Origin of the sequence: Cellulomonas palmilytica, from assembly GCF_021590045.1 — a bacterium.
GTDB classification, from domain to species: Bacteria; Actinomycetota; Actinomycetes; order Actinomycetales; family Cellulomonadaceae; genus Cellulomonas; species Cellulomonas palmilytica.
Genome location: NZ_CP062221.1, coordinates 2275714 through 2300264, shown reverse-complemented (window position 1 = coordinate 2300264; position 24551 = coordinate 2275714). Strand labels below are relative to the sequence as shown.

The following is a 24551-nucleotide window of genomic DNA, read 5'->3' as shown; positions in this document are numbered from 1 at the left end:
CGCCGAGGACGAGGATCGCACCGGCTCGGGATGACGACTCGGGATGAAAAGCCGCGCCCCGGGTGTTCGGCTCGACGTGCACGCCGTCGAAGCCACCCGCGCCGGTGGACCCGAGGTCCTGTCGTCCGTCACCCGACCCGACCCGACGCCGGGGCCGCACGAGGTGCTCGTGCGGGTCGCCGCGGCCGGCGTCAACTTCATCGACACCTACCGTCGCGGCGGGGTGTACCCCGCGCCGTTCCCGCACGTCCCCGGCTCCGAGGGCGCCGGGACGGTCGTCGCGACCGGCGCGCAGGTCACCGGGTTCACCGCCGGTGACCGCGTCGCGTGGTCCGCCGCTCCCGGCTCGTACGCCGAGCTCGTCGTCGTCCCGCAGCGCGAGCTGCTGCACGTCCCGGACGGCGTGGACGACGAGGTCGCGGCCGCGCTGCCGCTGCAGGGCATGACCGCGCACTACCTCGTCACCTCCACGGCCCCCGTCGAGCCGGGCACCCGGGTGCTCGTGCACGCGGCCGCCGGCGGCGTCGGCCTGCTGCTCACGCAGCTCGCGACCCAGCGCGGCGGGCACGTGATCGCGACCGTCGGGTCGGTCGAGAAGGAGGCGCTCGCGCGCGCAGCGGGCGCCGCCGACGTGATCCGCTACCGCGAGCTCGACGACCTGACCACCGACCTGCCCGCGCGCGTGCGTGAGCTGACCGACGGGCGCGGGGTCGACACGGTGTACGACGGCGTCGGCCGCGACACGTTCGACGCGTCGCTCGCGTCGCTCGCCCGCCGCGGCACGCTCGTGCTGTACGGCGCGTCCTCCGGTCCGGTCCCGCCCATCGACCCGCAGCGGCTCAACGCCGCGGGGTCCGTGTTCCTCACGCGTCCGACGCTCGGGGACTACGTCGCCGACCGCTCCGAGCTCGAGTGGCGTGCCGCCGAGCTGTTCGGCGCGGTCGCCGACGGTCGCCTCGACGTGCGCGTCGGTGCCCGCTTCCCCCTGTCGGCCGCGGCCGACGCCCACCGCGCGCTCGAGTCGCGCGCCACGACCGGAAAGGTCCTCCTCCTGCCGTGAGCCCTGCTGTGAGCCCTGACCTGGGCACGTCCACCCCGAGCCCCGTCCGCACGATCACGGTCGAGGTGTGGTCCGACGTCGCCTGCCCGTGGTGCTACATCGGCAAGCGCCGGTTCGCGACCGCCCTCGCGGCGTTCCCGCACCGCGCGCACGTCGAGGTGGTGTGGCGCGCCTACCAGCTCTCCCCGGACACCCCGCGCGGCCCGGGCCGCCCCGAGGCCGAGGCGCTCGCCGAGCTGAAGGGGCTCCCGCTCGACCAGGTGCAGCGGATGTTCGAGCACGTCACCGCCGTCGCCGCGGGCGAGGGCCTCGCGTACGACTTCGACACGGTGCTGACGTTCAACACGTACGACGCGCACCGCCTCGTGCACCTCGCGCGCGAGACCGGCGGCGAGGCGCTCGTCGAGCGCACGCTCGAGGCGCTGTTCTCCGCGCACTTCGAGCGCGGCGCGGACCTCGGCGTCACCGACGCGCTCGTCGCGGTCGCGCGCGAGGCCGGGTTCGCGCTCGCCGGGCTCGACGACGACGCCGTCGCCGCGTTCCTCGCGGGCGACGCGCAGTCCTCCGCCGTCGACGCGGACATCGCCGCGGCGCGCGAGCTCGGCGTGAGCGGCGTGCCGTTCTTCGTCGTCGACCGCCGGTACGCGGTCTCGGGTGCCCAACCCGCGCCGGTGTTCACCCAGCTGCTCGACGCGGGCTGGCGTGAGGCGAACCCGCTCCAGGTCCTGGCCGGGGACCCGGCCGCCGACGCGTGCACCGACGACTCGTGCGCGATCTGACCCCGGTCCCCACGAAAGACGTCATGGGCGACGTCACGGGCAACCTCACGGGCGAGGTCACGGGCGTGGTCGTCGTGCGGGACGTCCGGGCCGACGACCTGCCGCTGCTCGCCGCGCTCAACGACGCGGCGGTGCCCGCCGTCAACGCGCTCGGGCTCGACGGGCTGGCCGCGCACGTGCCGGGGTGCGACGTCGCGGTCGTCGCGCACACGGACGACGAGGTGCTCGGGTTCCTGCTCGCGCTCGCGCCCGGCGCGGCGTACGCGAGCGAGAACTACCGGTGGTTCGCGCAGCACCGGCCCGGCTCGCTGTACGTCGACCGCATCGTCGTCGCGCCCCACGCGCACGGCCGCGGTGTCGGGCGCGCCCTCTACGCCGCCGTCGACGCCCGCGCCCGGGCGCTCGGGCTCGGGCGCGTGACGTGCGAGGTCAACCTCGACCCGCCCAACCCCGGCTCGTCGGCGTTCCACGCGCGGCTCGGGTTCCGGCGCGTCGGGGAGCTCGACACCAAGGACGGCACGGTGCGGGTCGAGCTGCTCGAGCGCACGCTGGATCGGGGCCTGAGCAGCGGGGCTCTCCCCTAGGCTCGCCCTGCGGACCCACGGCGTCGTGGTCTCTCGCTCCGCGCGTCGGCGGCCCGCACCGCACCACGACGCGCCCAGGAGGCCCCCGCATGACGACATCCCCGGACGTCCGCCCCGCATCCCGTCCGCTCACGGAACCCGTCGGCACCGTCGTGCCGTCGCAGGTCCCGACGCACTGGTACAACCTCGCGGCGGACCTGCCCGAGCCCGCACCGCCCGCGCTGCACCCCGGCACGCGTGAGCCGCTCGGACCCGACGACCTCGCGCCGCTGTTCCCGATGGCGCTCATCGCGCAGGAGGTCAGCACCGAGCGGTACGTCGAGATCCCGCAGACCGTCCGGGAGATCTACGCGCTGTGGCGACCGTCGCCGCTGATCCGCGCGCTGCGCCTCGAGCGCGCCCTCGGCACGCCCGCGACGATCTACTACAAGTACGAGGGCGTCTCCCCGGCGGGCTCGCACAAGCCGAACACCGCGGTCGCGCAGGCGTACTACAACGCGATCGAGGGCACGACGAAGCTCACGACCGAGACGGGCGCCGGCCAGTGGGGCGCGTCGCTGTCGTTCGCGTGCTCGCTGCTCGGCCTGCAGTGCGAGGTGTGGCAGGTGCGCGCGTCGTACGACGCGAAGCCGTACCGCCGCATGCAGATGGAGACGTACGGGGGCGTGTGCCACCCGTCGCCGTCGGACCTCACCGAGGCGGGGCGCGCGATGCTCGCGGCCGACCCGGACACCACCGGGTCGCTCGGCATGGCCATCTCGGAGGCCGTCGAGGTCGCCGCGCAGGACCCGGACGCGCACTACGCGCTCGGCTCGGTGCTCAACCACGTGCTGCTGCACCAGTCCGTGATCGGTCAGGAGGCGCTCGCCCAGCTCGACGAGATCGGCGCGAGCGCCGACGTCGTGTTCGGGTGCGCGGGCGGCGGGTCGAACCTCGCGGGCCTCAGCTTCCCGTTCATCGGCCGCAACCTGCGCGAGGGCACGTCGACGCGCGTCGTCGCGTGCGAGCCCGCCGCGTGCCCCTCGCTCACGCAGGGCGAGTACCGGTACGACTTCGGCGACGTCGCCGGCCTGACGCCGCTGCTCAAGATGCACACGCTCGGCAAGGACTTCGTGCCGCCGCCCATCCACGCGGGAGGTCTGCGCTACCACGGCATGGCGCCGATGGTGTCGCACGCGCTCGAGCTCGGGCTCCTCGAGGCGATCGCCGTCGACCAGGAGACCGCGTTCGCGGCGGGCCTCGAGTTCGCGCGGGCCGAGGGCATCATCCCGGCCCCCGAGTCGACGCACGCGGTCGCCGGGGCGATCGCGCACGCGCGGGCCGCGACGACCGACGAGACGATCGTCATCGGGCTCTCGGGCAACGGCGTGCTCGACCTGCCCGCGTACCACGACTTCCTCTGACGCTCTCGCGCCGTCGACGCCTCGACGACGAGCGGCCCGGGTCCTGCGGCCGGGCCGCTCGTCGTGTCACGCCACGGGCACGGCGTCCGCCGACGAGCGTGCGAGCGTGCCCGGCACCGCGGGGTCGTCCTGCACCTGGGTAGCCGGATGCGGCGCGGTGCCGACCTGGGCGAAGAACGCGACCTCGTGCTCGCAGGAGACGGCGAGCACGTGCCGCATCCGGGCACGGCCCGCGGCGTCCAGCGGGCGGGCGGCGGCGTCGGCCAGCTCGCGTGCCCGTACCGCCAGTTGGGCGAACTCGGTGTCGCCGTACGTCCCGAGCCAGTCGCCGTACGGGTGGGTCGCGAGATCCGCCGACAGGTGTGTGACCCGGGCACGCAGCTGCGCCCCGAGGTCGGCGTACACCCAGTAGCACGGGAGCACCGCCGCGACGACGTCGGCGTACGACCCCGTCGCCGCGACGGCGAGCAGGTGGTCGACGTACGCGGTCGTCACCCGCGACGGCCCCGCGACGCGGACCGCGCGCCGTCCGGCCCGCGCGAGGCGCTCGTCGTGCAGCCGTCGCTCGACGTCGAGGCACGCGGCGGCCCCGCGCGCGAAGAACGCCTGGCCCTCCCCGTCGGGCGCTAGCTGGCTCGCACGCGCCAGGACGCGCGAGTAGTCCGTGAGGTACAGCGCGTCCTGCCGCACGTAGTCCTCGAACCGCTCGGCAGGCAGCGTGCCCTCGACGAGCGCCCGCACGAACGGCAGCTCGGCCGACCGGCGCGTCGCGTCGGCGACGCGACCCGCGACGTCCGCCGTGAAGGCGCGCGCACCCAGACCGGGCGCGTGGTGCAGGTGGTCGACCGGGCCGTGCCCCGAGCCGACCTGCAGGCCCTCGCCCGCGGCGATCGCACCCGTGAGCCACCGCTTCGCCTCGCGGACCGTCTCGGGCCAGCCGTCACGCACGGGCCGCAGCGCCGCGACCGCGGCCGACAGCGAGCAGCCCGTGCCGTGCGTGCTCGTCGAGACGACGCGCTGCGCCGCGATCTCGACGACCTGGCCGTCCGGGCCGACCAGCGCGTCCGGGCTCGTCGACCCGCCCAGGTGCCCGCCCTTGAGCAGCACCGTGGTCCCGGACCCGCTCGCGAGCCGGTGGGCCTGGTCGAGCGCGTGCGCCCACGTGCCCGCGGTCGGCTCGTCCACCAGCACCGCCAGCTCGGGCAGGTTCGGCGTGACCAGGTCCGCACGCGCCACCAGCGCGCGCACCGCGGCCTCGGCCTCCGGCTCGAGCAGCCGGTCCCCGCTCGTCGCGACCATGACCGGGTCCAGCACGACGACGGGCCGACGGCCCGCGGCGCGCTGCCGGTCGAGCCACGCCGTCACCTCTGCCGCGACCTGCGGCGTCGCGAGCATGCCGATCTTCACCGCGTCCACCGACACGTCGTCGCTCACGGCGTCGAGCTGCGCGCGCAGGAAGTCCGGCTCCGGTACGTGGACCGCGCGCACGCCCCGCGTGTTCTGCGCGACGAGCGCCGTCACGACGGCCATGCCGTAGGCCCCGTGCGCGGCGAACGACTTGAGGTCGGCCTGGATCCCGGCGCCGCCGGTCGGGTCCGTGCCGGCGATCGACAGCGCACGCACGCGCGAGGCGGTCACCGTGCACCCGCCGACGCCGACACGACCACCGGGCTCGCGTTCCACGCCGCGACGAGCGCCGCGGCCGCGGCGGACGGGTCGGGGGCGGAGCAGACCGCGGAGACCACCGCGAGCCCTCGCGCCCCCGCAGCGCGCACCGCGTCGACGTCGTGCACGTCGAGCCCGCCGATGGCCACGACCGGCAGGTCGGTGCACGCCACCGCCGCGGCGAGCCCGTCGAGGCCGAGTGCGACGGCGGCCTCCGGTTTGGTGGGCGTGAGGCGCACCGGGCCGGCGCCGATGTAGTCGATGAGGTCGGCCGGGACCGCGCGCACGTCCTGCGGCCGAGCCGCCGAGACCCCGACGACCGCGTCCGGCCCGAGCAGGGCGCGCGCGTCGGCGGCCTCGAGGTCCCGCTGGCCCACGTGCACACCGTCGACGACGGCGCCGCGGGCCCGCGCCGCGAGCACCACGTCCACGCGGTCGTCGACCACGAGGCGGGCGGGCCCGGCGATGCGGACCGCGTCCGCCACGGCGACCGTGAGCGCGACGAGGTCACGCACGCCCGTGCGCGTCGCGCGCACCTGCACGACCCCGACGCCCGCCCGCACCGCGTCGGCCGCGACGTCCGCCGGGGCGCGCCCCGCCGCCGCGCACACGTCGGCGTCGAGCACCAGGTACGGCCCGCCGGGGAACGCGGGGCGCCGCACCGTCCCGGTCACGCTCGTGGCTCCCGGCACGCCCGCCACGCGGCTCACGCGGGGGCCCCGACACGCTCGTCGGCGGGCACGGGCTCCACCGTCAGCCGGTCGCCCAGCCCGACGACGTGCTCGGGCCGCAGCCCGTAGAGCTCGTCGAGCAGCGCGACCTGGAACGAGGCCGGTCCCCGCGCGGCGAGCGCGGCACGCTCGGCCGCGACGCCGAGCACGAGCGACGCGCCCACGGCCGCGGTCAGCGGGTCGGCGACCGCGGCGAATGCCGCCGCCAGCCCGCCGAGTGCGCACCCGGCACCCGTGATGGCGGTCAGCAGCGGGTCCCCCGCCGAGACCCGCACCACGGTGTCCCCCGCGACGACGAGGTCGACCGCACCCGACACCGCGACCACGCCGCCGGTCGCACGCGCGAGGCGCACCGCCGCGCCGTACGCGTCGTCGACCGTGTCGCGCGCGTCCACACCACGGCCCGACGACGCGAGGCCCGCGAGCGCGCGGACCTCGCTCGCGTTGCCGCGCACGACCGTCGGCCGCGCGGCGAGGAGCTGCTCGGCGAGCTGCGTGCGGACCGACAGCACACCGACCGCGACCGGGTCGAGCACCCACGGCACCCCCGCCCGGCGCGCCGCTGTCACCGCCGGCTCGAGGCACGCGCGCAGGTCCGGGCCGGGCGTGCCGAGGTTCGCGAGCACCGCGCCCGCGACGCCCGCGAGCTGCTCGGCCTCCCCCGGGACCGCCGTCATCGCGGGCGACGCGCCCGCCGCCAGCAGCGTGTTGGCGACGAGGTTCGTCGTCACCTCGTTCGTGAGGCACTGCACGAGCGGCGTGCGCGAGCGCAGGGCCGCGAGCGCCTGCGCGGCGTCGGCCGCGATGCCGTTGCGGCTCGGGCGACGGGCGCCGACCTCGTCGGGGCCGGCGGCGGAGCGGCCGGCAGGAGGGCAGGACGGAACGGCAGACGTCATGGAGACGACATCCCTTCGCTAGTACGAACTAGATCAGGTTCGGCGGGTGTGATCTCAGCCCTGCGCGCAGGGCACCCCGTGTCAGTGCGGCCAGGCTAGCGGTGCCGTGTCCTGTTCGTCCGCCCCGCGACCGCCCAGTGGGACGGCGCACGACGAGGGCGCCCGGCCGGAGGTGGTCCGGCCGGGCGCCCTCGGGTGGTGCGGTCAGCGCATCACGGCTTGGGCTTCGGGTGCGGGTGCCCGCCCTTCGGGTCGACCACGAGCCGCTCGCTCGCGGAGGCCTTCGAGTAGCCGCTGTCGCCGGCGTACGTCGCCGTGACCTTGACGGTCTTCGTCACCTTGGCGAGCGTGAACGTCGCCGTGCCACCGCTCAACGTCCCCAGGTAGGTCGTCCGGCCCACCTCGAGCGCCACCGTGCCGCCCGGCGCCGGAGCACCCGGCGCGCCCGCGACCGTGACGGTGACGACCGGTGTGCTGCCCTTGGTCACCGTCCAGCTCGGGGTCGTCAGGGTGATCGTCGGTCGCGCCTGGGTGACGGTGAGGGTGACCGGCTTCGAGGTCGACGCCTCGACTCCGGGCGCGCCCCCGTAGACGGCGGTGAGCGAGTGCTTGCCGACCGCGAGCGTGCGCGGGAGCACGACGGTCGCCGTCGCGGTGGCCGGCTTCGGCCTGCCCTTGCCGGACGTCGCGCTGCCCGGTCCCTCGGGCACGAGCGTCCCGGCCCCGAGCACCTCCTGACCTTCGCGGATCTGGACGACGCCCGTGGGCACGGCCCCGTCCGCCTTCACGGTGACCTTCGCCGTGACGTGGCCGCCGAAGGCGACCTTGTGCGGCGTGACCTCGAGCACCGTGGTCGACGACGACGTGGTCACGATCGTCACCGACAGGGTCCCCGTCGAGGCGTCGTGCCGGTCGTCGGTCGGGGTGAACACGGCGCGCAGGTCGTGCGAGCCCGCCCCGAGCTGCACGTCGAGCGTCGCGACGCCGCCCCGGACCGCCACGGTCCCGAGCCAGGTCGTGCCGTCCACGAACGTGACGGTGCCGACGGCGGCCTCGGGCGAGACCGCTGCGTGCAGCGTCTGCGTCGCGCCCGCGACCGGGTCGCCGGTCATCGTGAGCACCGTCGTCGTCGGCGTGGCCGCCTCGACGGTCAGCGGGACGTGCACCGTCGTGCCGCTCGGCGCCGCGACGAGCGTGAGCTCGTGCGCACCCGCCGAGGTCCCGACCGGGATCTGCACCGCGACCGTGGCCGCACCGCCGGTGACGGCGACCTCACCGATCGACTCCCCGTCGAGGCGGACGTCGAGGCTCGTGTTCTGCGGCGAGCCCAGGCTCGTGAGGTCGAGGCGGGACACCCCGAGGTCGACCGAGTCCCCGGCCGCGACCGTCGACGGCAGGCCGGACACGGCGACCGCGTGCCGCGCGAAGTCGGGCGACAGGTCGGGGTGCGACTCGAGGAACGCGATCCACGCGTCGCGGTCGACGAGACCCGAGTCGCGCGTGTCGGTGCCCTGCGTGAACACCCGGAAGTTGTCGCCGCCCGTCGCGAGGAACGAGAACGTGCCGACGCGGTAGTCCGCCTCGGGATCGAGCGGCTCGCCGTCGATCGTCACGGACGTGATGCGGCTGCCCTCCGGCAGGGTCGCGTCGTAGGTGTACGACACGTTGTCGGACAGCCCGAGCTGCAGGTACGCGCGTGACGGCACGTTGCCGTCGGCGTCCCGCTGCCACTGCTGGTTGAGCATCGTGAGCAGCTGCTCACCGGTCAGCGTCGTCGTCCAGAGGTTGTTCACGAACGGCAGCACCGCGTTCGCCTCGGCGAACGTGACGATCCCGTCGGTCTCCTCGGCACCCGACCTCGCGTAGTACAGCTCGTTGCGCAGACCGCCCGGGTTGACGACGCCGATCTGCGCGCCGCCCAGCCGCTCGTCGGCGAGCGTGTCCCGCAGCGCGTTCGCGACGAGGTTGCCGAGCGTCGACTCGCTCGCCCGGTCGTCGCGACCCGTCGACGGCAGCGGGCCGGAGCCCACGTAGACGCCGTCGACGTACGAGCCGCCCGTGTACGCGGTCGTGATGTCGGCCGTCACCGACCCCACGGGCTCGCTCCCGATGACGTCGGCGAACGCGATCGCCTCGTCGACGATCGCCTTGACCTGCGCGACGCGCGGGTAGGTCGCGATCAGCGTCTCGTCCGCGGTGGTGACCCGCGCGACGTTCTCCTCGGTGTGCGACACGACCTCGTCGGTCGCCGGGTCGTAGGTCAGGACGACCTTGCCGAGGAACTCGCCGTACGAGCCCGTCTGCACGATCGGACGGGTCTTGCCGGCCACGCCGGGGACGTCGCCCGCCCACGCGTACTGCTTGTGGGTGTGACCCGTGAAGATCGCGTCCACCGCCGCCGAGGTCTCGGTGACGATCTCCGCGAACGCGCCGCCTGCGGCCACCTCCTCCTCGAGCGTCGAGCCGTCGGGCGTGCCCGAGCCCGCGCCCTCGTGGTACTCGGCGACGATCACGTCGGCCTCGCCGTTGCTCTCGTCACCGTCCGTGAGCTGCGCCGCGACGCGGTTGACGGCCTCGACCGGGTTCCCGAAGTCGAGGTTCGCGATGCCCGCGGGCGTCACGAGCGCCGGGGTCTCCTCCGTGATCGCGCCGATCACCGCGACCGTCACGCCGTCCATGTCGAACGTCGTGTACTCGTCCAGCGCGGGCGTCGTGGTGCCGTCGAGGTACACGTTCGCGCCGAGGTAGGCCCACTGCGCGTTGCGTGCGCCGTCCGGGCCGATCACGCGGTCGGTCAGGTCCGCGTAGCCCTGGTCGAGCTCGTGGTTGCCGACCGCGGAGGCCGTCAGCTCGAGCGCGTTGAGCACGTCGATCGTCGGCTGGTCCTTCTGGACCGCTGACGCGAACAGCGACGCGCCGATGTTGTCGCCCGCGGACAGGAACGCGACCGGTCCGGCCGCCTCCGCACGCAGCTTCTCGACGGTCCCGGCGAACTTCACGGTGTTCGACGAGGTGACGCCCGCGGTCGTCACCGACTCGATGCGCCCGTGGTAGTCGTTGATGTTGAGGAACGTCAGGTCGAGCGGACCGCCGTTGCTCTCACCGGCGCTCAGCCCCACGAGCACCGGGTCGTGGTCCGACGAGCGGTACTCGTCGTCCGCGTAGAACAGCGCCCCGTGGTAGTTGTACCGGCTGTACTCGAGCGCGATGGACTCCTCGGCGTTGATCTCCCACACGTCGGCACCCGTGGCCCGTTCGAGCGCCGCCTCGTTGAGCAGCACGTGGTCGAGCGATCCCGACAGCCCGCCGAACGAGTACGAGTACTCCCCCGGCGCGAGCTCGGCGGCCGCGTCGGTGTAACCCGCGTCGTACAGCACCTTGAGCGGGTCCTCGAGCGTGTAGGCGTTGAAGTCGCCCACGAGCGCGACCGCCTCGACGTCGCCCCGGATGTCCGCGACCCAGTCCCGCAGCGCGGTGGCCTGCGCGACGCGCGACGCGTTCGACGCGCCCTGCCCGTCGCCGGAGTCCGCGTCGCCCGGCAGCGGACCCGCCGAGCCCTTGGACTTGAAGTGGTTGACCGCCACGAGCACCGGCTCGCCGCCGCCGACGGGCGCGAACGCCTGGGCGATCGGCTCGCGCGCGTTCGCGAACGCCTCGCCGGAGCCCGACAGCGTGCCGAGCGCACGCGAGTCTCCCACGCGCTCGACCGCGGTCGGCTGGTAGATCAACGCGTTCGTGATGACGTCCATCTCGCCGACGGGCGGCAGGTCCGACGACGACGGCACGAACGCCCAGCGGTCCTCACCCGCGGCGTCGTTGAGCGCGTCGACGAGCGTGCCGAGCGCCTCGTCGTCCACGCCGTCGACGACCGCCGAGTTCTCGATCTCGAGCAGTCCGACGACGTCCGCGTCGAGGTCGTTGATCGCGGTGACGATCTTGGCCTGCTGACGCGCCAGGTCCTCGGGGTCCCACGCGCCGCGCGGGTCGCACCCGGTGTCGACGGTCACGGGGTCGCCCGTGCGGTCGGTGTACGGCACGCAGCCGGACGTGGTCGCGCCGAGCGTCGTGAAGTAGTTGAGGACGTTGAACGACGCGACGGTCAGGTCGCCGCCCACGTCACGCGGCAGCTCGGTGCGCGTGTTCTCGAACGTCACGGGGCCGTCGGTCGGGCCGACGAGGGGCTGCGTCGGGTCGAGCTTCCACGCGTTGTTGAGGTACGTGACGACGACCGGCTCGTCGAACGTGACCGACGCGCCGACGCGCACCGGGTTCGTCAGGGACACGTACGGCGGCACGCGCGACTGGTTGGCGGACGAGAGGTAGTTCGTCGTCGCGCCGTCGTCGAGCACGACGCCGCGCGCGGCGTTGTCGTCCTTGACGGCCTGGACCGCGGCGGTGTCCTGCGGGTCGGCGACCTCGGTCCACTGCAGCAGCGGGGTGGTGCCCGTCGCCAGGCCGACCTCGCCGTACTGGTTCGTCGAGAACGTGTTGGAGACGGTCAGGTCGCCGGTCGGGGCGAACAGCATCGACTCGATCGCCTCGCGCGCCGCGGCGGTCGCCGGCCACGCGCCCGTCAGCGGGGTCACGGTCGCGTCGGAGTCGAGGATCTCGAGGTCGGCGGCGCTCGTCACCGTGATCTCGGTCAGCCCGTTGAACTCGCTCACCGCGCCCGTGACCCGCACCTCGTCGCCGATCGTCACGAGGTCGTCGGTGCTCGCGGAGTAGACGAACAGGCCGTCGGACGCGGTGCGCTCCCCGAGCGTCCCGCCGGTCCCGGCGGTCTGGATCACGTAGCCGTCGCGCCCGCCGGTCGGGTAGGCGGCCGTCACGACGCCCTGCGTGGTGACGGTGGCACCGACGTACGGCGAGGCCGCACCCGTCCCCTGGATCTCCGCGATGGTGAGCGGGCCCTCGGGGTCCGGGTCGCCGCCGCCGTCCGACTTCTGCGGGGTCGGCGCACCGACCGTGAAGTCGGCGGCGTTGTCCGCGGTGTGCGTGTGCTCCGCGTCGCGGGAGACCGAGGTCGGGTTCGTCGTGGCCGGCGCGGGCCCGGACCCCGCGTACGACGAGGCCGTGGGTCCCCAGCCGACGAGGTCGACGACGGAGTCCAGCGCCGCGCAGCCGGTGCCGCAGGTCAGCGGGTTCACGCCCGCCACGAGGGCGACCTTGCCGCCCGTGCCGCTCATCGGGATCGTGCCCTCGAGGTCGACCGGCACGTCGGGCGCGTCGGTGTTGCTGCCGAACGCCTGCCCGACGACGAACGTCCCACCCGCGCGCACGGTCCCGCTCAGCCGCGTCACCTGCCACGTCGACCCCGTGACCGACGCGTACTGCACCGAGTACGCCGTGAGGTCGATGTCGTCGTCGCCCGGGTTGTAGAGCTCGACGAAGTCGCGGTCGAACGGCGCCCCGGAGTTGCCTCCCCCGCCGTACACCTCGTTGACCAGCAGCGGCGCGGCCGTCGAGACGGCTGCGTGCGCGGGGGCGGCGGCGAGCCCTCCCGCGAGCACGACGGCGAGGGCGGCGATGCCCCCGGTGAACGATCTGGTGCCACGGAGCACGGGGGGCTCTCCTTCGTCGGGGAACGCACGAGCGGTCACCCGGTAGGGCGACCCGCGTTCACCCTGTCGCGCGGCCCGTTTTGTCGCAACTACTGGTGAGTAACGATGCGGTGAACTCATCGGACGTCCCATGACGACCGCGTGGGTACGACGAAGGCCCCGGCCGACCGTCGAGATCGACCGGGGCCTTCGAGCCGACGTCAGGCGCGCAACGTCGCGCCGAAGCGCGCCCCCGCCTCCGCGACGACCGCCTCGCGCACGCCCGCGGTCTCGGCGGCCGTGAGCGTGCGGTCCGCCGCGCGCAGCCGCAGCGAGAACGCGAGCGAGCGGTGCCCGGGGGCGACCTGGTCGCCCTCGTACACGTCGAACAGCCGCACGTCCTCGACCACGTCGCCCGCGGGACTCGCCGCCGCCCCCGTGCGCACCGCGTCCAGCACGTCCGCGGCCGGCACGTCGGACGGCACGACGAGCGCGACGTCCTCCTTGGCGACCGGGAACGTCGAGACCCCGCGCGCCTGCCGCGCGTCGCGCGGCGCGGCCGCGAGCACCGCGTCGAGGTCGAGCTCGAACGCCGCGGCCCGCGCCGGCAGGTCGTGCGCCGCGACGACGTTCGGGTGCAGCTCGCCCGCCCAGCCCAGCACGACGCCGTCGACCGTCTCCACGCGCGCGCACCGGCCCGGGTGCCAGGGCGCCCGGGAGGCGTCGGCGACGAGCCGGACCTCGAGGCCCGCGACCTGCGCCGCGCGCTGCGCGGCGGCGATCGCGTCACCGTGGTCCGCGCGGCGCCCCGGGCCCCACACGCCGGCGGGCTCGAGACGACCCGCGAGGACTCCCGCGACGTGCCGGGGCTGCGCCGGGACCGCCGCCGCGAGCGCCGCGAGGGCCTCGTCGGACGGCCGCACCCCACCGGGCAGCGCCGGCGCGGCGCCCGCACCGGCCGCCGGCAGCGTCACGAGACCGACCTCGAACACGCACACGTCGGCGTTGCCTCGGGCCACGTTGCGGCGCGCGGTGTCCAGCAGCGTCACCAGCAGGTCCGTGCGCATGAGCGGCTGCGCGTCCGACAGCGGGTTGACCAGCCGGACCGCGCGACGACGCTCGTCGTCGGCCGGCAGCGCGAGCGCGTCGAGCTGCTCGGTCGAGACGAACGGGTAGCTCAGCACCTCCACGAGCCCCGACTCCGCGAGCGAGTCCGCGACCGCCCGACGTGTGCGCTGCTCCCACGTGAGGCCCAGCCCGGCGGGCGCCGGCGGCACCACCGACGGGATCGCGTCGTAGCCGCGCAGGCGCGCGACCTCCTCGACCAGGTCGACGCCCGTCGCGAGGTCCGGCCGCCACGTGGGCGGCGTGACCGCGACGACGCCCTCGCGCACGTCCCGCACGGCGCAGCCGATCTCGGCGAGCACGCCGCGGACCTCGTCGTGCGAGTACGCCACGCCGACGAGCCGGCCCGGCTGGTCGAGGTCGAGCTCGAACGGCGCGACGGGTGTCGTCCGGTCCACGTCGGTCAGCGCGTCGTCCGCCGTGCCGCCACCGTGCTCGACGAGCAGGTCGACGACCCGCTGCACCGCGACGCGCGGCAGCCGCGGGTCCACGCCACGCTCGAACCGCTTGGCCGCCTCGGACGGCAGCTTGTGCCGGCGCGCCGTGCGCGCCACCGTCACCGCGTCGAAGTGCGCGGCCTCGATCAGCAGGTCGCTCGTCGTCGGCCCGACCTCGGTCTCGCCGCCACCCATGACGGCCGCGAGCCCGATCGGCCGCGACCCGCGCCCGTCGGGCGAGTCCGTGATGAGCAGGTCCTCGGGGTCGAGGCTGCGCACCTGGTCGTCGAGCGTGCGGATCGTCTCGCCCGGGCGGGCCCGGCGCACGACGATCGGCTCCGCGAGCGTCGCGAGGTCGTACGCGTGCAGCGGCTGCCCCAGGTCGAGCATCACGTAGTTCGTGACGTCGACCGCGAGCGAGATCGGGCGCATGCCCGCCTGCTGCAGCCGACGCCGCATCCACGCGGGCGACGGGTCGTTCGCCCGCACGCCCCGCACGACCTGCGCGACGAACCGGTCCGCACCGGGCACGCCGTGGATGGGCGCCTCGTCCTCGATCTCGACCGCGAAGCCGGCCGGGCGCGCGTCCCGCGGCTCCGGCAGGCCCGGGTCGGTGAACGTGGCACCCGTCGAGTGCGCGTACTCGCGTGCGACGCCCCGCATCGAGAAGCAGTAGCCCCGGTCCGGGGTCACGTTGATCTCGAGGACCTCCTCGCCGAGCCCGAGCAGCTCGCGCGCGTCGGTGCCGACCGGTGCGTCGAGGCCGATCTCGCTCAGCACGATGATCCCGGAGTGGTCCTCGCCCAGGCCCAGCTCGCGCGCCGAGCAGATCATCCCGTCGCTCACGTGCCCGTACGTCTTGCGCGACGCGATCGGGAACGGGCCGGGCAGCACCGCGCCGGGCAGCGCGACGACGACGTGGTCCCCCACGTCGAAGTTGTGCGCGCCGCACACGATGCCCCGGGGCCCGCGCGTGCCGTCCTCGCGGACCTCGTTGTGCGTCTCGCCGACGTCGACGCGGCACCAGTTGATCGTCTTGCCGTTCTTCTGCGGCTCGGGGCTGCGCTCCACGACGCGACCGACGACGAGCGGGCCCGTCACGGCGGCGGCGTGGATCGCCTCCTCCTCGAGACCGACCCGCACGAGGTCGGCCGCGAGCTTCTCGGCCGTCAGGCCGGCCGGGAGCTCGACGTGCTCGCCGAGCCACGACAGGGGGATGCGAGGCATCAGATCACCGCCTGGAACTGGGTGGAGAACCGCACGTCGCCCTCGACCATGTCGTGCATGAGGCCGATGCCGTGCCGGAGCATGAGGGTGCGCTCGATGCCCATGCCGAACGCGAAGCCCGAGTACACCTCCGGGTCCACGCCGCAGGCCCGCAGCACGTTCGGGTTGACCATGCCGCAGCCGCCCCACTCGATCCAGCCGGGCCCGCCCTTCTTCTGCGGGAACCACAGGTCCATCTCGGCGGACGGCTCGGTGAACGGGAAGTACGACGGGCGCAGCCGGGTGCGGGCGTCGGGGCCGAACATCGCCTTGGCGAAGTGGTCCAGCGTGCCCTTGAGGTGCGCCATCGTCAGGCCCTTGTCGATCGCGAGACCCTCGACCTGGTGGAACACCGGCGTGTGCGTCGCGTCGAGCTCGTCCGTACGGAACACCTTGCCGGGGCACGCGATGTAGACCGGCACGCCGCGCTCGAGCAGCGAACGGGCCTGCACGGGGCTCGTGTGCGTACGCAGCACCAGGTTCGACGGCTCGTCGGAACCGTCGGGGTTCGCCACGTAGAACGTGTCCTGCATCTGCCGCGCGGGGTGGTCGACGCCGAAGTTCAGCGCGTCGAAGTTGAACCACTCGGCCTCGAGCTCCGGGCCCTCGGCGATCTCCCAGCCCATCGCGACGAACACGTCGGCGACGCGCTGCGCGAGCACCTCGAGCGGGTGACGGGCGCCGCGCGGGCGGCGGTCGACGGGCAGCGTGACGTCGAGCGTCTCCTCGACGAGCACGCGCGCGTCGCGCTCGGCCTCGAGCACGGTCTGCCGCGCGGCGATCGCCTGGTTGAGGCGGCCGCGCGCCTGGCCGACGAGGCGGCCGGCGGCGCCCTTCTCGGCGGGCGCGAGGCCGCCGATCGCACGGTTGGCGACGGCCAGCGGGCTGCGGTCGCCCGTGTGCGCCAGGCGCACGGACTTCAGCGCGTCGAGGTCGCCGGCAGCGGCGACGTCGGCGAGCGCCGCGTCGAGGGCGGCGGTGACACCGGCCTCGTCGAGCGGGGACAGGTCAGGTGCGCTGCCGTCGGCAGCAGCAGGGGTCTCGGACATCCGAACCTTCCGAAGGTGGGCGTGCGGCGGGCGCGCACCAGCGCGCCCGACCAGCGGGCAAGTCTAGGGCGCCCGCTCCAGGGCCGTCGGAGAGGTCCAGCCCGCGGCGGCACCCGTCCACCCCGCAGGGCGACGAGCCGGCGCGGCTCAGCTCACGTGCGCGTCAGCGCGGCCCGGGAACGGGCCTCGGAAATCGGCGACCAGCCGCCGCACGTCGAGCGATCACGGACCCAGCATGGCACGGCCGCGTCCACCCGGGCCAGCACGGTCCGCGTCCACGGTCCCGCGCGTCAGGAACCGGCGCCGCGCAACGGGAGGCGCTCGACCGTGCGGTACAGGGGACCGCCGCCGCGACCCGCGCCGGGCATCGACTCCACGACCCGCACCTCGTCGACCGTCCAGCGCGGACCCTCGTACACCGCGAGCGCGCGCACGAGCGACGCCAGCGGGTCCTCGCCGACGCCCCGGGTCTCGGGCCCACGCCCGCCGTCCGACGGGGGCCGCGACGAGCGGCGCCGCGGCGGCCCGCTGCCCGGGCGGGCCCGCCCGATCGTCAGGTGCGGACGCTCACGCACCCGCGCGTCCTGCTGCGCACCGACCGACTCCCCCGCCTCCCGCGACGCACGCACCACGCGCTGGTGGGCGTCGAGGTCACCGCCCGCGCCGACCCACAGCGTGCGGTGCGAGAACACCCCCGCGCCGCGCAGGCCCACCGGGTACGGATCGAGCGCCGCGCACGCCTCACCGAGCCCCGCGACGAGGTCCGGCACGAGCCCGTCGGGCACGTCGCCGTAGAACGCGGTGGTCAGGTGCCACGTCTCGCGCGCGGACCAGCGCACGTCCGACGACCGCCCCGACGGACCCCCGCGCACGGTGGCGAGCGTGAGGTCCAGGTGGTCGAGCACCTCGTCGGGCGGCCACACGGCCGCGAAGGTCCTCACGACGCCAGGTCCCCCGCCGTCGGCGCGGGCGTCCGGGTCCCGGTCGGTGCGCGGCGCTGCGCCCGCGCGCTCGCGTACAGGCACACCGTCGCGGCCGTCGCGAGGTTGAGCGACTCGGCCCGCCCGTGCAGCGGCACGCGCACGACCGCGTCGGCCAGCGCGCGCTCCGCGTCCGGCAACCCCCACGCCTCGTTGCCGAACAGCCAGGCCGTCGGCGCGGCGAGGTCGGGCACGCCCGCGGGGGCCGCTCCCGCGACGTCGAGCAGGTCGTCGAGGTCGTGCTCGCCCGCGCCGTCGGCGGCGAGGACCGTGAGCCCCGCGCGCCGCAGCGCCGCGACCGCGTCGGACGTGGCGACGCCGTGGCCGACCGGGAGGTGGAACAGCGAGCCCGCGGTCGAGCGCACGACCTTGGGGTTGTGCACGTCGACGCTCGCCGCGCTCAGCAGCACGCCGCCCGCGCCCGCGGCGTCCGCGGCGCGGATCACCGTGCCCGCGTTGCCGGGGTCACGGACCTGAGCGAGCAGCGCGACGAGCCGCGGCTCCGCGGCGAGCACCGCGTCGAGACCGGGTTCGAGCAGGTCGGCCACCGCGACCACGCCCTGCGCGTCGGGGCTCATCGCGGTGAGCACGGCCTCGTCGCCGAGCGTGGTCCGCACGCCGCGCTGCGCCGCGGCGGCCACGATCTCGTCGTACCGCCGCGCCGCCGCCGAGGTGAGGTACAGGTCGCGCACGTGCACGCGACCGGCGGGCGAGACGGCCTCGCGCACGGCCTGCGGTCCCTCGACGACGAACCGGCCGTGCCGCTCGCGCATCGCGCGCCCGGCGAGCGCGCGTACGGCACGCACCCGGTCGCTGCGCGGGTTGGTCAGCAGGTCTCGTGCGTCCACGGGTCCATCATCGCGGGTCGCGGCGGCTCCGGACGACGGAGGGGACGCCGGGGGCGACGGGGGGACGACGGGGGGGACGACGGGGGGGACGACGGGGGGGACGACGAAGCCCCCGGCGCGGGGCCGGGGGCTTCGTCGACAGCACTGCTCGCGCGTGGCGCGTCAGGCCGCCTTGGGGGCGTTGACGTCGGCCGGGAGCGCGTCCTTGGCCGCCTTGACGAGCGTGTTGAACGCCGCCACGTCGTTGACCGCGAGGTCCGCGAGGACACGGCGGTCGACCTCGATGCCCGCGAGCTTGAGGCCCTGGATCAGGCGGTTGTAGGTGATGCCCTCCGCGCGGGCCGCAGCGTTGATGCGCTGGATCCACAGCTTGCGGAAGTCCGCCTTGCGCGCCTTGCGGTCGCGGTACGAGTAGACGAGGGAGTGGGTGACCTGCTCCTTCGCCTTGCGGTACAGGCGCGAGCGCTGGCCGCGGTAACCGCTGGCCCGCTCGAGGGTCGAACGACGCTTCTTCTGGGCGTTGACCGCCCGCTTCACGCGTGCCACGTGATGCTCCTTGCTTGGTCAGGGCCGGAAGGACCCCGGGCGCCGGAGGGCGCCCGGACGAGTCACTTGCCGAGCAGCTTCTTGATCTTCGGGGTGTCGGCAGCGGAGACGACCACGTCACCGGCGATGCGGCGGGTGCGGCGGCTCGACTTGTGCTCCAGCAGGTGGCGACCGTTGGCCTGCTCGCGCATGACCTTGCCCGTCCCCGTCACGCGGAAGCGCTTCTTGGCACCGGAGTGCGTCTTGTTCTTCGGCATGGCTGCCGTGTCTCCTTGTCGTTCGCATCGCACGGGTTCGTGCGACTCGTTCGGGGGCCGGTCCGCGGGGGGCGTCCGGCCGTCTCGGGTCAGTCGGTGCTGCGCGGCGCGCTCGGCCGGGGCCGCGGTGCCGGCCGCGGCGCGGCGGGCTTGGCGGCCGCGGCGCTCGGCTTGGGCGTGGCGGTCGGCTTCGGCGTCGCCGCAGGCTTCGGCGCTGCCGCAGGCTTCGGCGCCGCGGGGGCGGCCTCGGCCGTCGCGGCGGGAGCCTTGGGCGCACGCTTCTCGGCGGTGGCCGGGCGGGGCGCGGCCTTCTCGACCACGGGCTCGACCACGGGCTCGACCACGGGCTCGACGGCGGGCGCCTCCGGGGTCGTCTCGGCCTGCGCCTCGACCTGCGCGTCGGGACGCGCGGCCTCGACGGGCGCGGGCGCTGCGGCGGGCGTGCTCACCACGGGCGCCTCGTCGACCTCGTCGGCCTCCGGGGCGGCGGCCTGGGCGGCCTTCGCGGTCGCGTTGGCGTCGCGCGCCGCGGCGGCCTGAGCCTGACGACGCTGCTCCTGGCGCTGCTCGGCCTTCTTCTTGGTCGGCCCGAGCACCATGATCATGTTGCGCCCGTCCTGCTTGGGTGAGCTCTCGACGAAGCCGAACTCGGCGACGTCGGCGGCGAGCCGCTGCAGCAGACGGAAGCCCATCTCCGGGCGCGACTGCTCGCGGCCGCGGAACATGATCATGACCTTGACCTTGTCGCCGGCCTTGAGGAACCGCTCGACGTGGCCCTTCTTGGTGCCGTAGTCGTGCGGATCGATCTTGAGCCGGAAGCGGATCTCCTTGAGGACCGTGTTGGCCTGGTTCCGCCGGGCCTCGCGGGCCTTCATGTCCGCCTCGTACTTGTACTTCCCGTAGTCCATGATCTTGACCACGGGCGGGCGGGCGTCGGGGGCGACCTCGACCAGGTCGAGGTCGGCGTCCTGGGCCAGGCGCAGTGCGTCTTCCACGCGGACGATGCCGACCTGCTCGCCGGCAGGGCCGACCAGGCGGACCTCGGCGACGCGGATCCGATCGTTGATGCGGGGCTCGCTGATGGGTGCTCCTCCAGGTTCGTCGTGACTGACCGCCGGGGACGAAGAAGGCCTCCACCCCGGGCACAGGTGGAGGCCTCTGTCGATCCGGCGCACGACGAGCATGCGCACGCACGACGCCCGTCCTCCCGGCGCGAGCCGGGTCGACGTCCGTCGTAGACCGGGACCCGGACCCTGTCGCCGGCTCGCGCCGGACGGTCGGGTCCAAGGTGGGAGAGACTCCACTTGTGCACCTGCTCCGCACTCCGGTCCCTCGCGGGCGGGTACGGCACAGGTCAGTCGATGGACCAGGCTACCAGACACCCCGGCACCTGCCGACAGCGGGTCGGCGGGCAGTCGTCGAGGGGCACGCGACCCGTGATCTGGAGTCGTTCCATAACTTGAATGGTTCCAGTTTATATGATGGGGTGTGGGACATGGACGACGACCAGCTCCTGCGCAGCCGGGGCCTGCGGGTCACCGCACCGCGGCTCGCCGTGCTCGAGGCCCTCACGGCGTCGCCGCACGCCGACGCGGACGCGGTGCTGCGCGGCGTGCGCACCCGCATGCCGTCGGTCTCGGTCCAGGCGATCTACGACGTGCTGGCCGCGTTCACGCAGGCCGGCATCGTGCGGCGCATCGAGCCCGCGGGCCACCCCGCGCGCTACGAGCGTCGGGTCGACGACAACCACCACCACGTCGTGTGCCGCTCGTGCGGCGCGGTCGAGGACGTCGACTGCGTCGTCGGCGAGGCGCCCTGCCTCGAGCCGAGCGGGACGAGCGGCTTCGCCATCGAGGCCGCCGAGGTGACGTTCTGGGGCCTGTGCGCGGCCTGCCGCGACGACGGCCCCGGCACGACCACCGGCACCACGACCACCGGCACCACGACCACCGCCACCGATCCGGAGCACGTGGCCTAGACCGCCGCTCCCCCACCCGTCCGCAGCACGCGCGAGCGTGCAGCGGGTCCCCCACGCCACGGACCGGCTCCGCCGGGACGTGCCCTGCCATGCCCACCACCGAGAGGACACCCATGTCTCACGTGCCCGCCACCACGACGAACTCCGGCGCGCCCGTCGCGTCCGACGCGCACGCGCTGTCGGTCGGCGCGGACGGCCCGATCGTCCTGCACGACCACTACCTCGTCGAGAAGCTCGCGCAGTTCAACCGCGAGCGCGTGCCCGAGCGCGTCGTGCACGCCAAGGGCGGCGGCGCGTTCGGCACGTTCACGGTGACCGGGGACGTCTCGGCGTACACGCGCGCCGCCGTGTTCCAGCCGGGCGCCTCGACGGAGATGCTCGCGCGCTTCTCGACGGTCGCGGGCGAGCTCGGCTCCCCCGACACGTGGCGCGACCCGCGCGGCTTCGCGCTGAAGTTCTACACGTCCGAGGGCAACTACGACCTCGTCGGGAACAACACGCCCGTCTTCTTCATCCGCGACGGCATCAAGTTCCCCGACTTCATCCACTCGCAGAAGCGCCTGCCCGGCTCGCACCTGCGCGACAACGACATGCAGTGGGACTTCTGGTCGCTGTCGCCCGAGTCGGCGCACCAGGTGACGTGGCTCATGGGTGACCGCGGCATCCCGGCGTCGTGGCGGCACATGGACGGGTTCGGCTCGCACACCTACCAGTGGATCAACGCCGCGGGCGAGCGGTTCTGGGTCAAGTACCACTTCAAGACGCAGCAGGGCATCAAGAACCTGAGCGCCGACGAGGCGTCGCAGCTCGCGGGATCGGACGCGGACGTGCACATCCGCGACCTGTACGAGCACATCGAGGCGGGCGACTTCCCGCGCTGGACGCTGTCCGTCCAGGTCATGCCGTACGAGGACGCGAAGACGTACCGCTTCAACCCGTTCGACCTGACGAAGGTGTGGCCGCACGCGGACTACCCGCTCGTCGAGGTCGGCGTGATGGAGCTCAACCGCAACCCGGAGAACTACTTCGCGCAGATCGAGCAGGCGACGTTCGCGCCGAGCAACTTCGTGCCGGGCATCGCGGCGAGCCCCGACAAGATGCTCCTCGCGCGGATCTTCTCGTACGCGGACGCGCACCGGTACCGCGTCGGCACGAACCACGCACAGCTGCCCGTCAACGCGCCGAAGTCGTCCGTGCACTCGTACTCGAAGGACGGCGCGGCGCGCTACCACTTCGAGTCGGCGACGACGCCGGTGTACGCACCCAACTCGGCGGGCGGTCCGGCGGCGGACCCGACCCGCGCGACCGACGGCGGCTGGGAGTCGGACGGCGACCTGACGCGCGCCGCGGCGACGCTGCACGCGCAGGACGACGACTTCGGCCAGGCCGGCACGCTCTACCGCGAGGTCTTCGACGACGCCGCCCGTGCGCGCTTCCTCGAGACGATCACGGGTCACGTCGGCGGGGTGCGCCGCGCGGACATCCGCGAGCGCGCGATCCAGTACTGGACGCACGTCGACGCCGGCCTCGGTGCCGCGCTGCGCGCCGCACTCGACGGCACCGCGCCCGTCGAGAGCGGCACGCCGGCGACCTCGGCGACGCCCGTCGCCTGAGCCGTCCCCGGACGGGGCCCGCACGGCCCCTCCCGACGACCCCCGTACCCCACCCGGGTGCGGGGGTCGTCCGCGTCCGAGTGGGGAGACGCACGCCACGTCGGGCACGACGAGGGCGACGCGCACCGGGTGCGAGGATGTGCGCATGAGCGACGAGGCCACGACCCACGACCCCGCCGGCGACGCGACCCGGGACATCGCGGACGTCGCCGCGGTCGAGGTGATCGTCACCGCCGCGGTGCACCTCATGAGCGCAGCGGCCGTCAAGTGCGGCCTCGCCGAGGACGGACCCGACGGCGGCGGCGCGCAGTACCTGGACCTCGACGAGGCCCGCAAGCTCATCACAGCGCTCGCCGCGCTCGTGACCGCGTCGGCGCCCGACATCGGCAACCAGCACGCCCGCTCGCTGCGCGACGGGCTGCGCTCGCTGCAGCTCGCGTTCCGCGAGGCGTCCCCGTTCCCGGACGCGCCGGGCGAGGGCCCCGGGGAGAAGCTCACCAGCCCGGTGAGCTGACACCGCCCCTGACCGGGTCGCCCCTCGGGGTCCGACGGAGGTCAGCCCGCGATCGCGGCCGGGGCGCGCCGTCGTCGGACAACGTGCTGCACCGTGAGCCCGCCGACCGCGACGCCACCGCCGACGACGGCCGCCGTGAGGAAGCCCGCGCCTGGGTGGACGCGGTCGATGACCCACCCGCACAGCGGCGCGCCGAGCGCGTTCCCGACCGTCGACATGGTCCCGGACCAGCCCATGACCTCGCCGCGCCGCTCCTCGGGCGCGATCCGCACCAGCGTCGCGTTGATCGACGCGAGCGTCGGCGCGCACGGCAGGCCCGCGACGAACACCGCGACCGCGAGCCACACGGGCACGGGCGCGAACGCCGCGGGGACCACCGCGAGCGCGAGCAGCACGACGAGCACGAGCGGCGGCGGGGAACTCGCCCGTGCGCCGTGCACCAGGCCGCCGACGACCGAGCCGCCCGCCCACAGCGCGACCATCCAGCCGACGTCGCCGGGGCGGCCGGCGTCGTTGAGCGACGCGACGAGCGCCACGTCGGTGCCGATGAGCACGAACGCCGCCGCCGCGGCGGCGACGAGCAGCACGACGAGCTCGGGCGTCACGACGCGCAGGCGCGCGGGCGCGGGCTCGGCGGCGCCCAGGCCGTGCGCGGGCGCGTCGAGCTGCGCGGGCAGCACGGGCGCCGGGCGCTGCGACCGTGTCGGCGGGTCCGCCCACATGAGCAGGACACCGCCGCCCACGGTCGCGACGCCGACGACGGTGAGCGCGGCCGTCGTCGAGACCTGCGTCGCGATCAGGACGCCGACGACGGGCGCGAGCATGAACGTCACCTCGACGAGCACCGAGTCGAGCGCGAAGGCGGTGCGCTGCTGCGCGGGCGGCACGAGCACGGCGAGCGACTGGCGCGCGACCGAGAACACGGGCACGAGGAACAAGCCGGCGACGAACGCGGCGCCGACGAGCGCGTGGTAGTCCAGGTGCGGCGCGACGAGCCACACCGCCGACTCGACGACGACCGACGGCGCGACCGCGCGGCGCAGCCCCACCCGGTCGACCAGCCGTCCGCGCCACGGCGCACCGATCGCGATGCCCACGGTCGACGCGCCCGCGACGACGCCCGCCTGCCCGTACCCGCGCCCGAGCGAGGTGACCACGTGCAGCGTGAGGACGACGCCCACCATCGCCGCGGGGATGCGGCACACGAACGCGACCGCGTACAGCCGCGCGACCGCGGGCAGGCGCAGCACGGACCCGTAGGAGGACGAAGACATCCCATC

Annotated in this window: 19 protein-coding genes and 1 riboswitch; of the genes, 7 read left to right on the top strand and 12 right to left on the bottom strand. The window is 74.7% G+C overall.

Annotation, left to right across the window (positions count from 1 at the left end):
• The first annotated feature begins 76 nt into the window (after window positions 1-76).
• From F1D97_RS10465 to F1D97_RS10450, 4 genes are all read left to right on the top strand, one after another.
• Entirely contained in the window at window positions 77-1060 is a 984-nt protein-coding gene (locus F1D97_RS10465) for a quinone oxidoreductase family protein (RefSeq protein WP_236120461.1), read from the top strand.
• A complete protein-coding gene (locus F1D97_RS10460) occupies window positions 1057-1839 on the top strand; it encodes a DsbA family oxidoreductase (RefSeq protein ID WP_236120460.1) in 783 nt (260 codons plus the stop codon). Before F1D97_RS10465 ends, F1D97_RS10460 begins: the two co-directional genes overlap by 4 nt.
• A gap of 23 nt (window positions 1840-1862) precedes the next feature.
• A complete protein-coding gene (locus tag F1D97_RS10455; RefSeq protein WP_236120459.1) occupies window positions 1863-2423 on the top strand; it encodes a GNAT family N-acetyltransferase in 561 nt (186 codons plus the stop codon).
• 89 nt (window positions 2424-2512) lie between these two features.
• Window positions 2513-3826, top strand: coding sequence for a TrpB-like pyridoxal phosphate-dependent enzyme (locus F1D97_RS10450; RefSeq protein ID WP_236120458.1), 1314 nt, complete (start codon window positions 2513-2515; stop codon window positions 3824-3826).
• Between the two features lie 66 nt (window positions 3827-3892).
• Here the strand turns inward: F1D97_RS10450 and thiD are convergent, their stop codons facing one another.
• The 11 genes from thiD to infC form a co-directional block, all read right to left on the bottom strand.
• Window positions 3893-5464, bottom strand: coding sequence for a bifunctional hydroxymethylpyrimidine kinase/phosphomethylpyrimidine kinase (gene thiD / locus F1D97_RS10445; RefSeq protein WP_236120457.1), 1572 nt, complete (start codon window positions 5462-5464; stop codon window positions 3893-3895).
• Window positions 5461-6201 carry a thiamine phosphate synthase gene (locus F1D97_RS10440; RefSeq protein WP_236120456.1) on the bottom strand — a complete coding sequence of 247 codons (741 nt, stop codon included), beginning with the start codon at window positions 6199-6201 and terminating at the stop codon, window positions 5461-5463. Before F1D97_RS10440 ends, thiD begins: the two co-directional genes overlap by 4 nt.
• Window positions 6198-7118 carry a hydroxyethylthiazole kinase gene (thiM, locus tag F1D97_RS10435; protein ID WP_236120455.1) on the bottom strand — a complete coding sequence of 307 codons (921 nt, stop codon included), beginning with the start codon at window positions 7116-7118 and terminating at the stop codon, window positions 6198-6200. The genes F1D97_RS10440 and thiM overlap by 4 nt, the downstream gene beginning before the upstream one ends.
• Window positions 7112-7207: riboswitch (TPP riboswitch) on the bottom strand. It overlaps the preceding gene by 7 nt.
• A 123-nt stretch (window positions 7208-7330) precedes the next feature.
• Window positions 7331-12679 (bottom strand): ExeM/NucH family extracellular endonuclease, encoded by a 5349-nt coding sequence (locus F1D97_RS10430; RefSeq protein WP_236120454.1) that lies wholly within the window; start codon window positions 12677-12679, stop codon window positions 7331-7333.
• 200 nt (window positions 12680-12879) lie between these two features.
• Window positions 12880-15447, bottom strand: coding sequence for a phenylalanine--tRNA ligase subunit beta (gene pheT / locus F1D97_RS10425; RefSeq protein WP_236120453.1), 2568 nt, complete (start codon window positions 15445-15447; stop codon window positions 12880-12882).
• Window positions 15447-16535: a phenylalanine--tRNA ligase subunit alpha gene (pheS, locus tag F1D97_RS10420; protein ID WP_236120452.1), complete on the bottom strand. Its 1089-nt coding sequence runs from the start codon at window positions 16533-16535 to the stop codon at window positions 15447-15449. The genes pheT and pheS overlap by 1 nt, the downstream gene beginning before the upstream one ends.
• A gap of 290 nt (window positions 16536-16825) precedes the next feature.
• Complete coding sequence (locus F1D97_RS10415; protein ID WP_236120451.1) at window positions 16826-17476, bottom strand: 2'-5' RNA ligase family protein; 651 nt, start codon at window positions 17474-17476, stop codon at window positions 16826-16828.
• A complete protein-coding gene (locus tag F1D97_RS10410) occupies window positions 17473-18288 on the bottom strand; it encodes a TrmH family RNA methyltransferase (RefSeq protein ID WP_396022590.1) in 816 nt (271 codons plus the stop codon). Before F1D97_RS10410 ends, F1D97_RS10415 begins: the two co-directional genes overlap by 4 nt.
• Window positions 18289-18525: 237 nt before the next feature.
• Window positions 18526-18909 carry a 50S ribosomal protein L20 gene (gene rplT / locus F1D97_RS10405; protein ID WP_146807520.1) on the bottom strand — a complete coding sequence of 128 codons (384 nt, stop codon included), beginning with the start codon at window positions 18907-18909 and terminating at the stop codon, window positions 18526-18528.
• A gap of 62 nt (window positions 18910-18971) precedes the next feature.
• Window positions 18972-19166 (bottom strand): 50S ribosomal protein L35, encoded by a 195-nt coding sequence (gene rpmI, locus F1D97_RS10400; protein ID WP_013883985.1) that lies wholly within the window; start codon window positions 19164-19166, stop codon window positions 18972-18974.
• Between the two features lie 89 nt (window positions 19167-19255).
• Window positions 19256-20200, bottom strand: coding sequence for a translation initiation factor IF-3 (gene infC / locus F1D97_RS10395; protein ID WP_236123563.1), 945 nt, complete (start codon window positions 20198-20200; stop codon window positions 19256-19258).
• A 461-nt stretch (window positions 20201-20661) separates the two neighbouring features.
• Here infC and F1D97_RS10390 point away from each other — a divergent pair, with 461 nt between their 5' ends.
• The 3 genes from F1D97_RS10390 (at window position 20662) to F1D97_RS10380 (ending at window position 23271) form a co-directional block, all read left to right on the top strand.
• A complete protein-coding gene (locus F1D97_RS10390) occupies window positions 20662-21144 on the top strand; it encodes a Fur family transcriptional regulator (RefSeq protein WP_236120449.1) in 483 nt (160 codons plus the stop codon).
• Window positions 21145-21257: 113 nt separating this feature from the next.
• Complete coding sequence (locus F1D97_RS10385) at window positions 21258-22757, top strand: catalase (RefSeq protein WP_236120448.1); 1500 nt, start codon at window positions 21258-21260, stop codon at window positions 22755-22757.
• Between the two features lie 145 nt (window positions 22758-22902).
• Window positions 22903-23271: a DUF1844 domain-containing protein gene (locus F1D97_RS10380; RefSeq protein ID WP_236120447.1), complete on the top strand. Its 369-nt coding sequence runs from the start codon at window positions 22903-22905 to the stop codon at window positions 23269-23271.
• Window positions 23272-23312: 41 nt separating this feature from the next.
• On the opposite strand, the gene F1D97_RS10375 is transcribed toward F1D97_RS10380, so the two are convergent.
• A complete protein-coding gene (locus F1D97_RS10375) occupies window positions 23313-24545 on the bottom strand; it encodes an MFS transporter (protein ID WP_236120446.1) in 1233 nt (410 codons plus the stop codon).
• Window positions 24546-24551 lie beyond the last annotated feature (6 nt).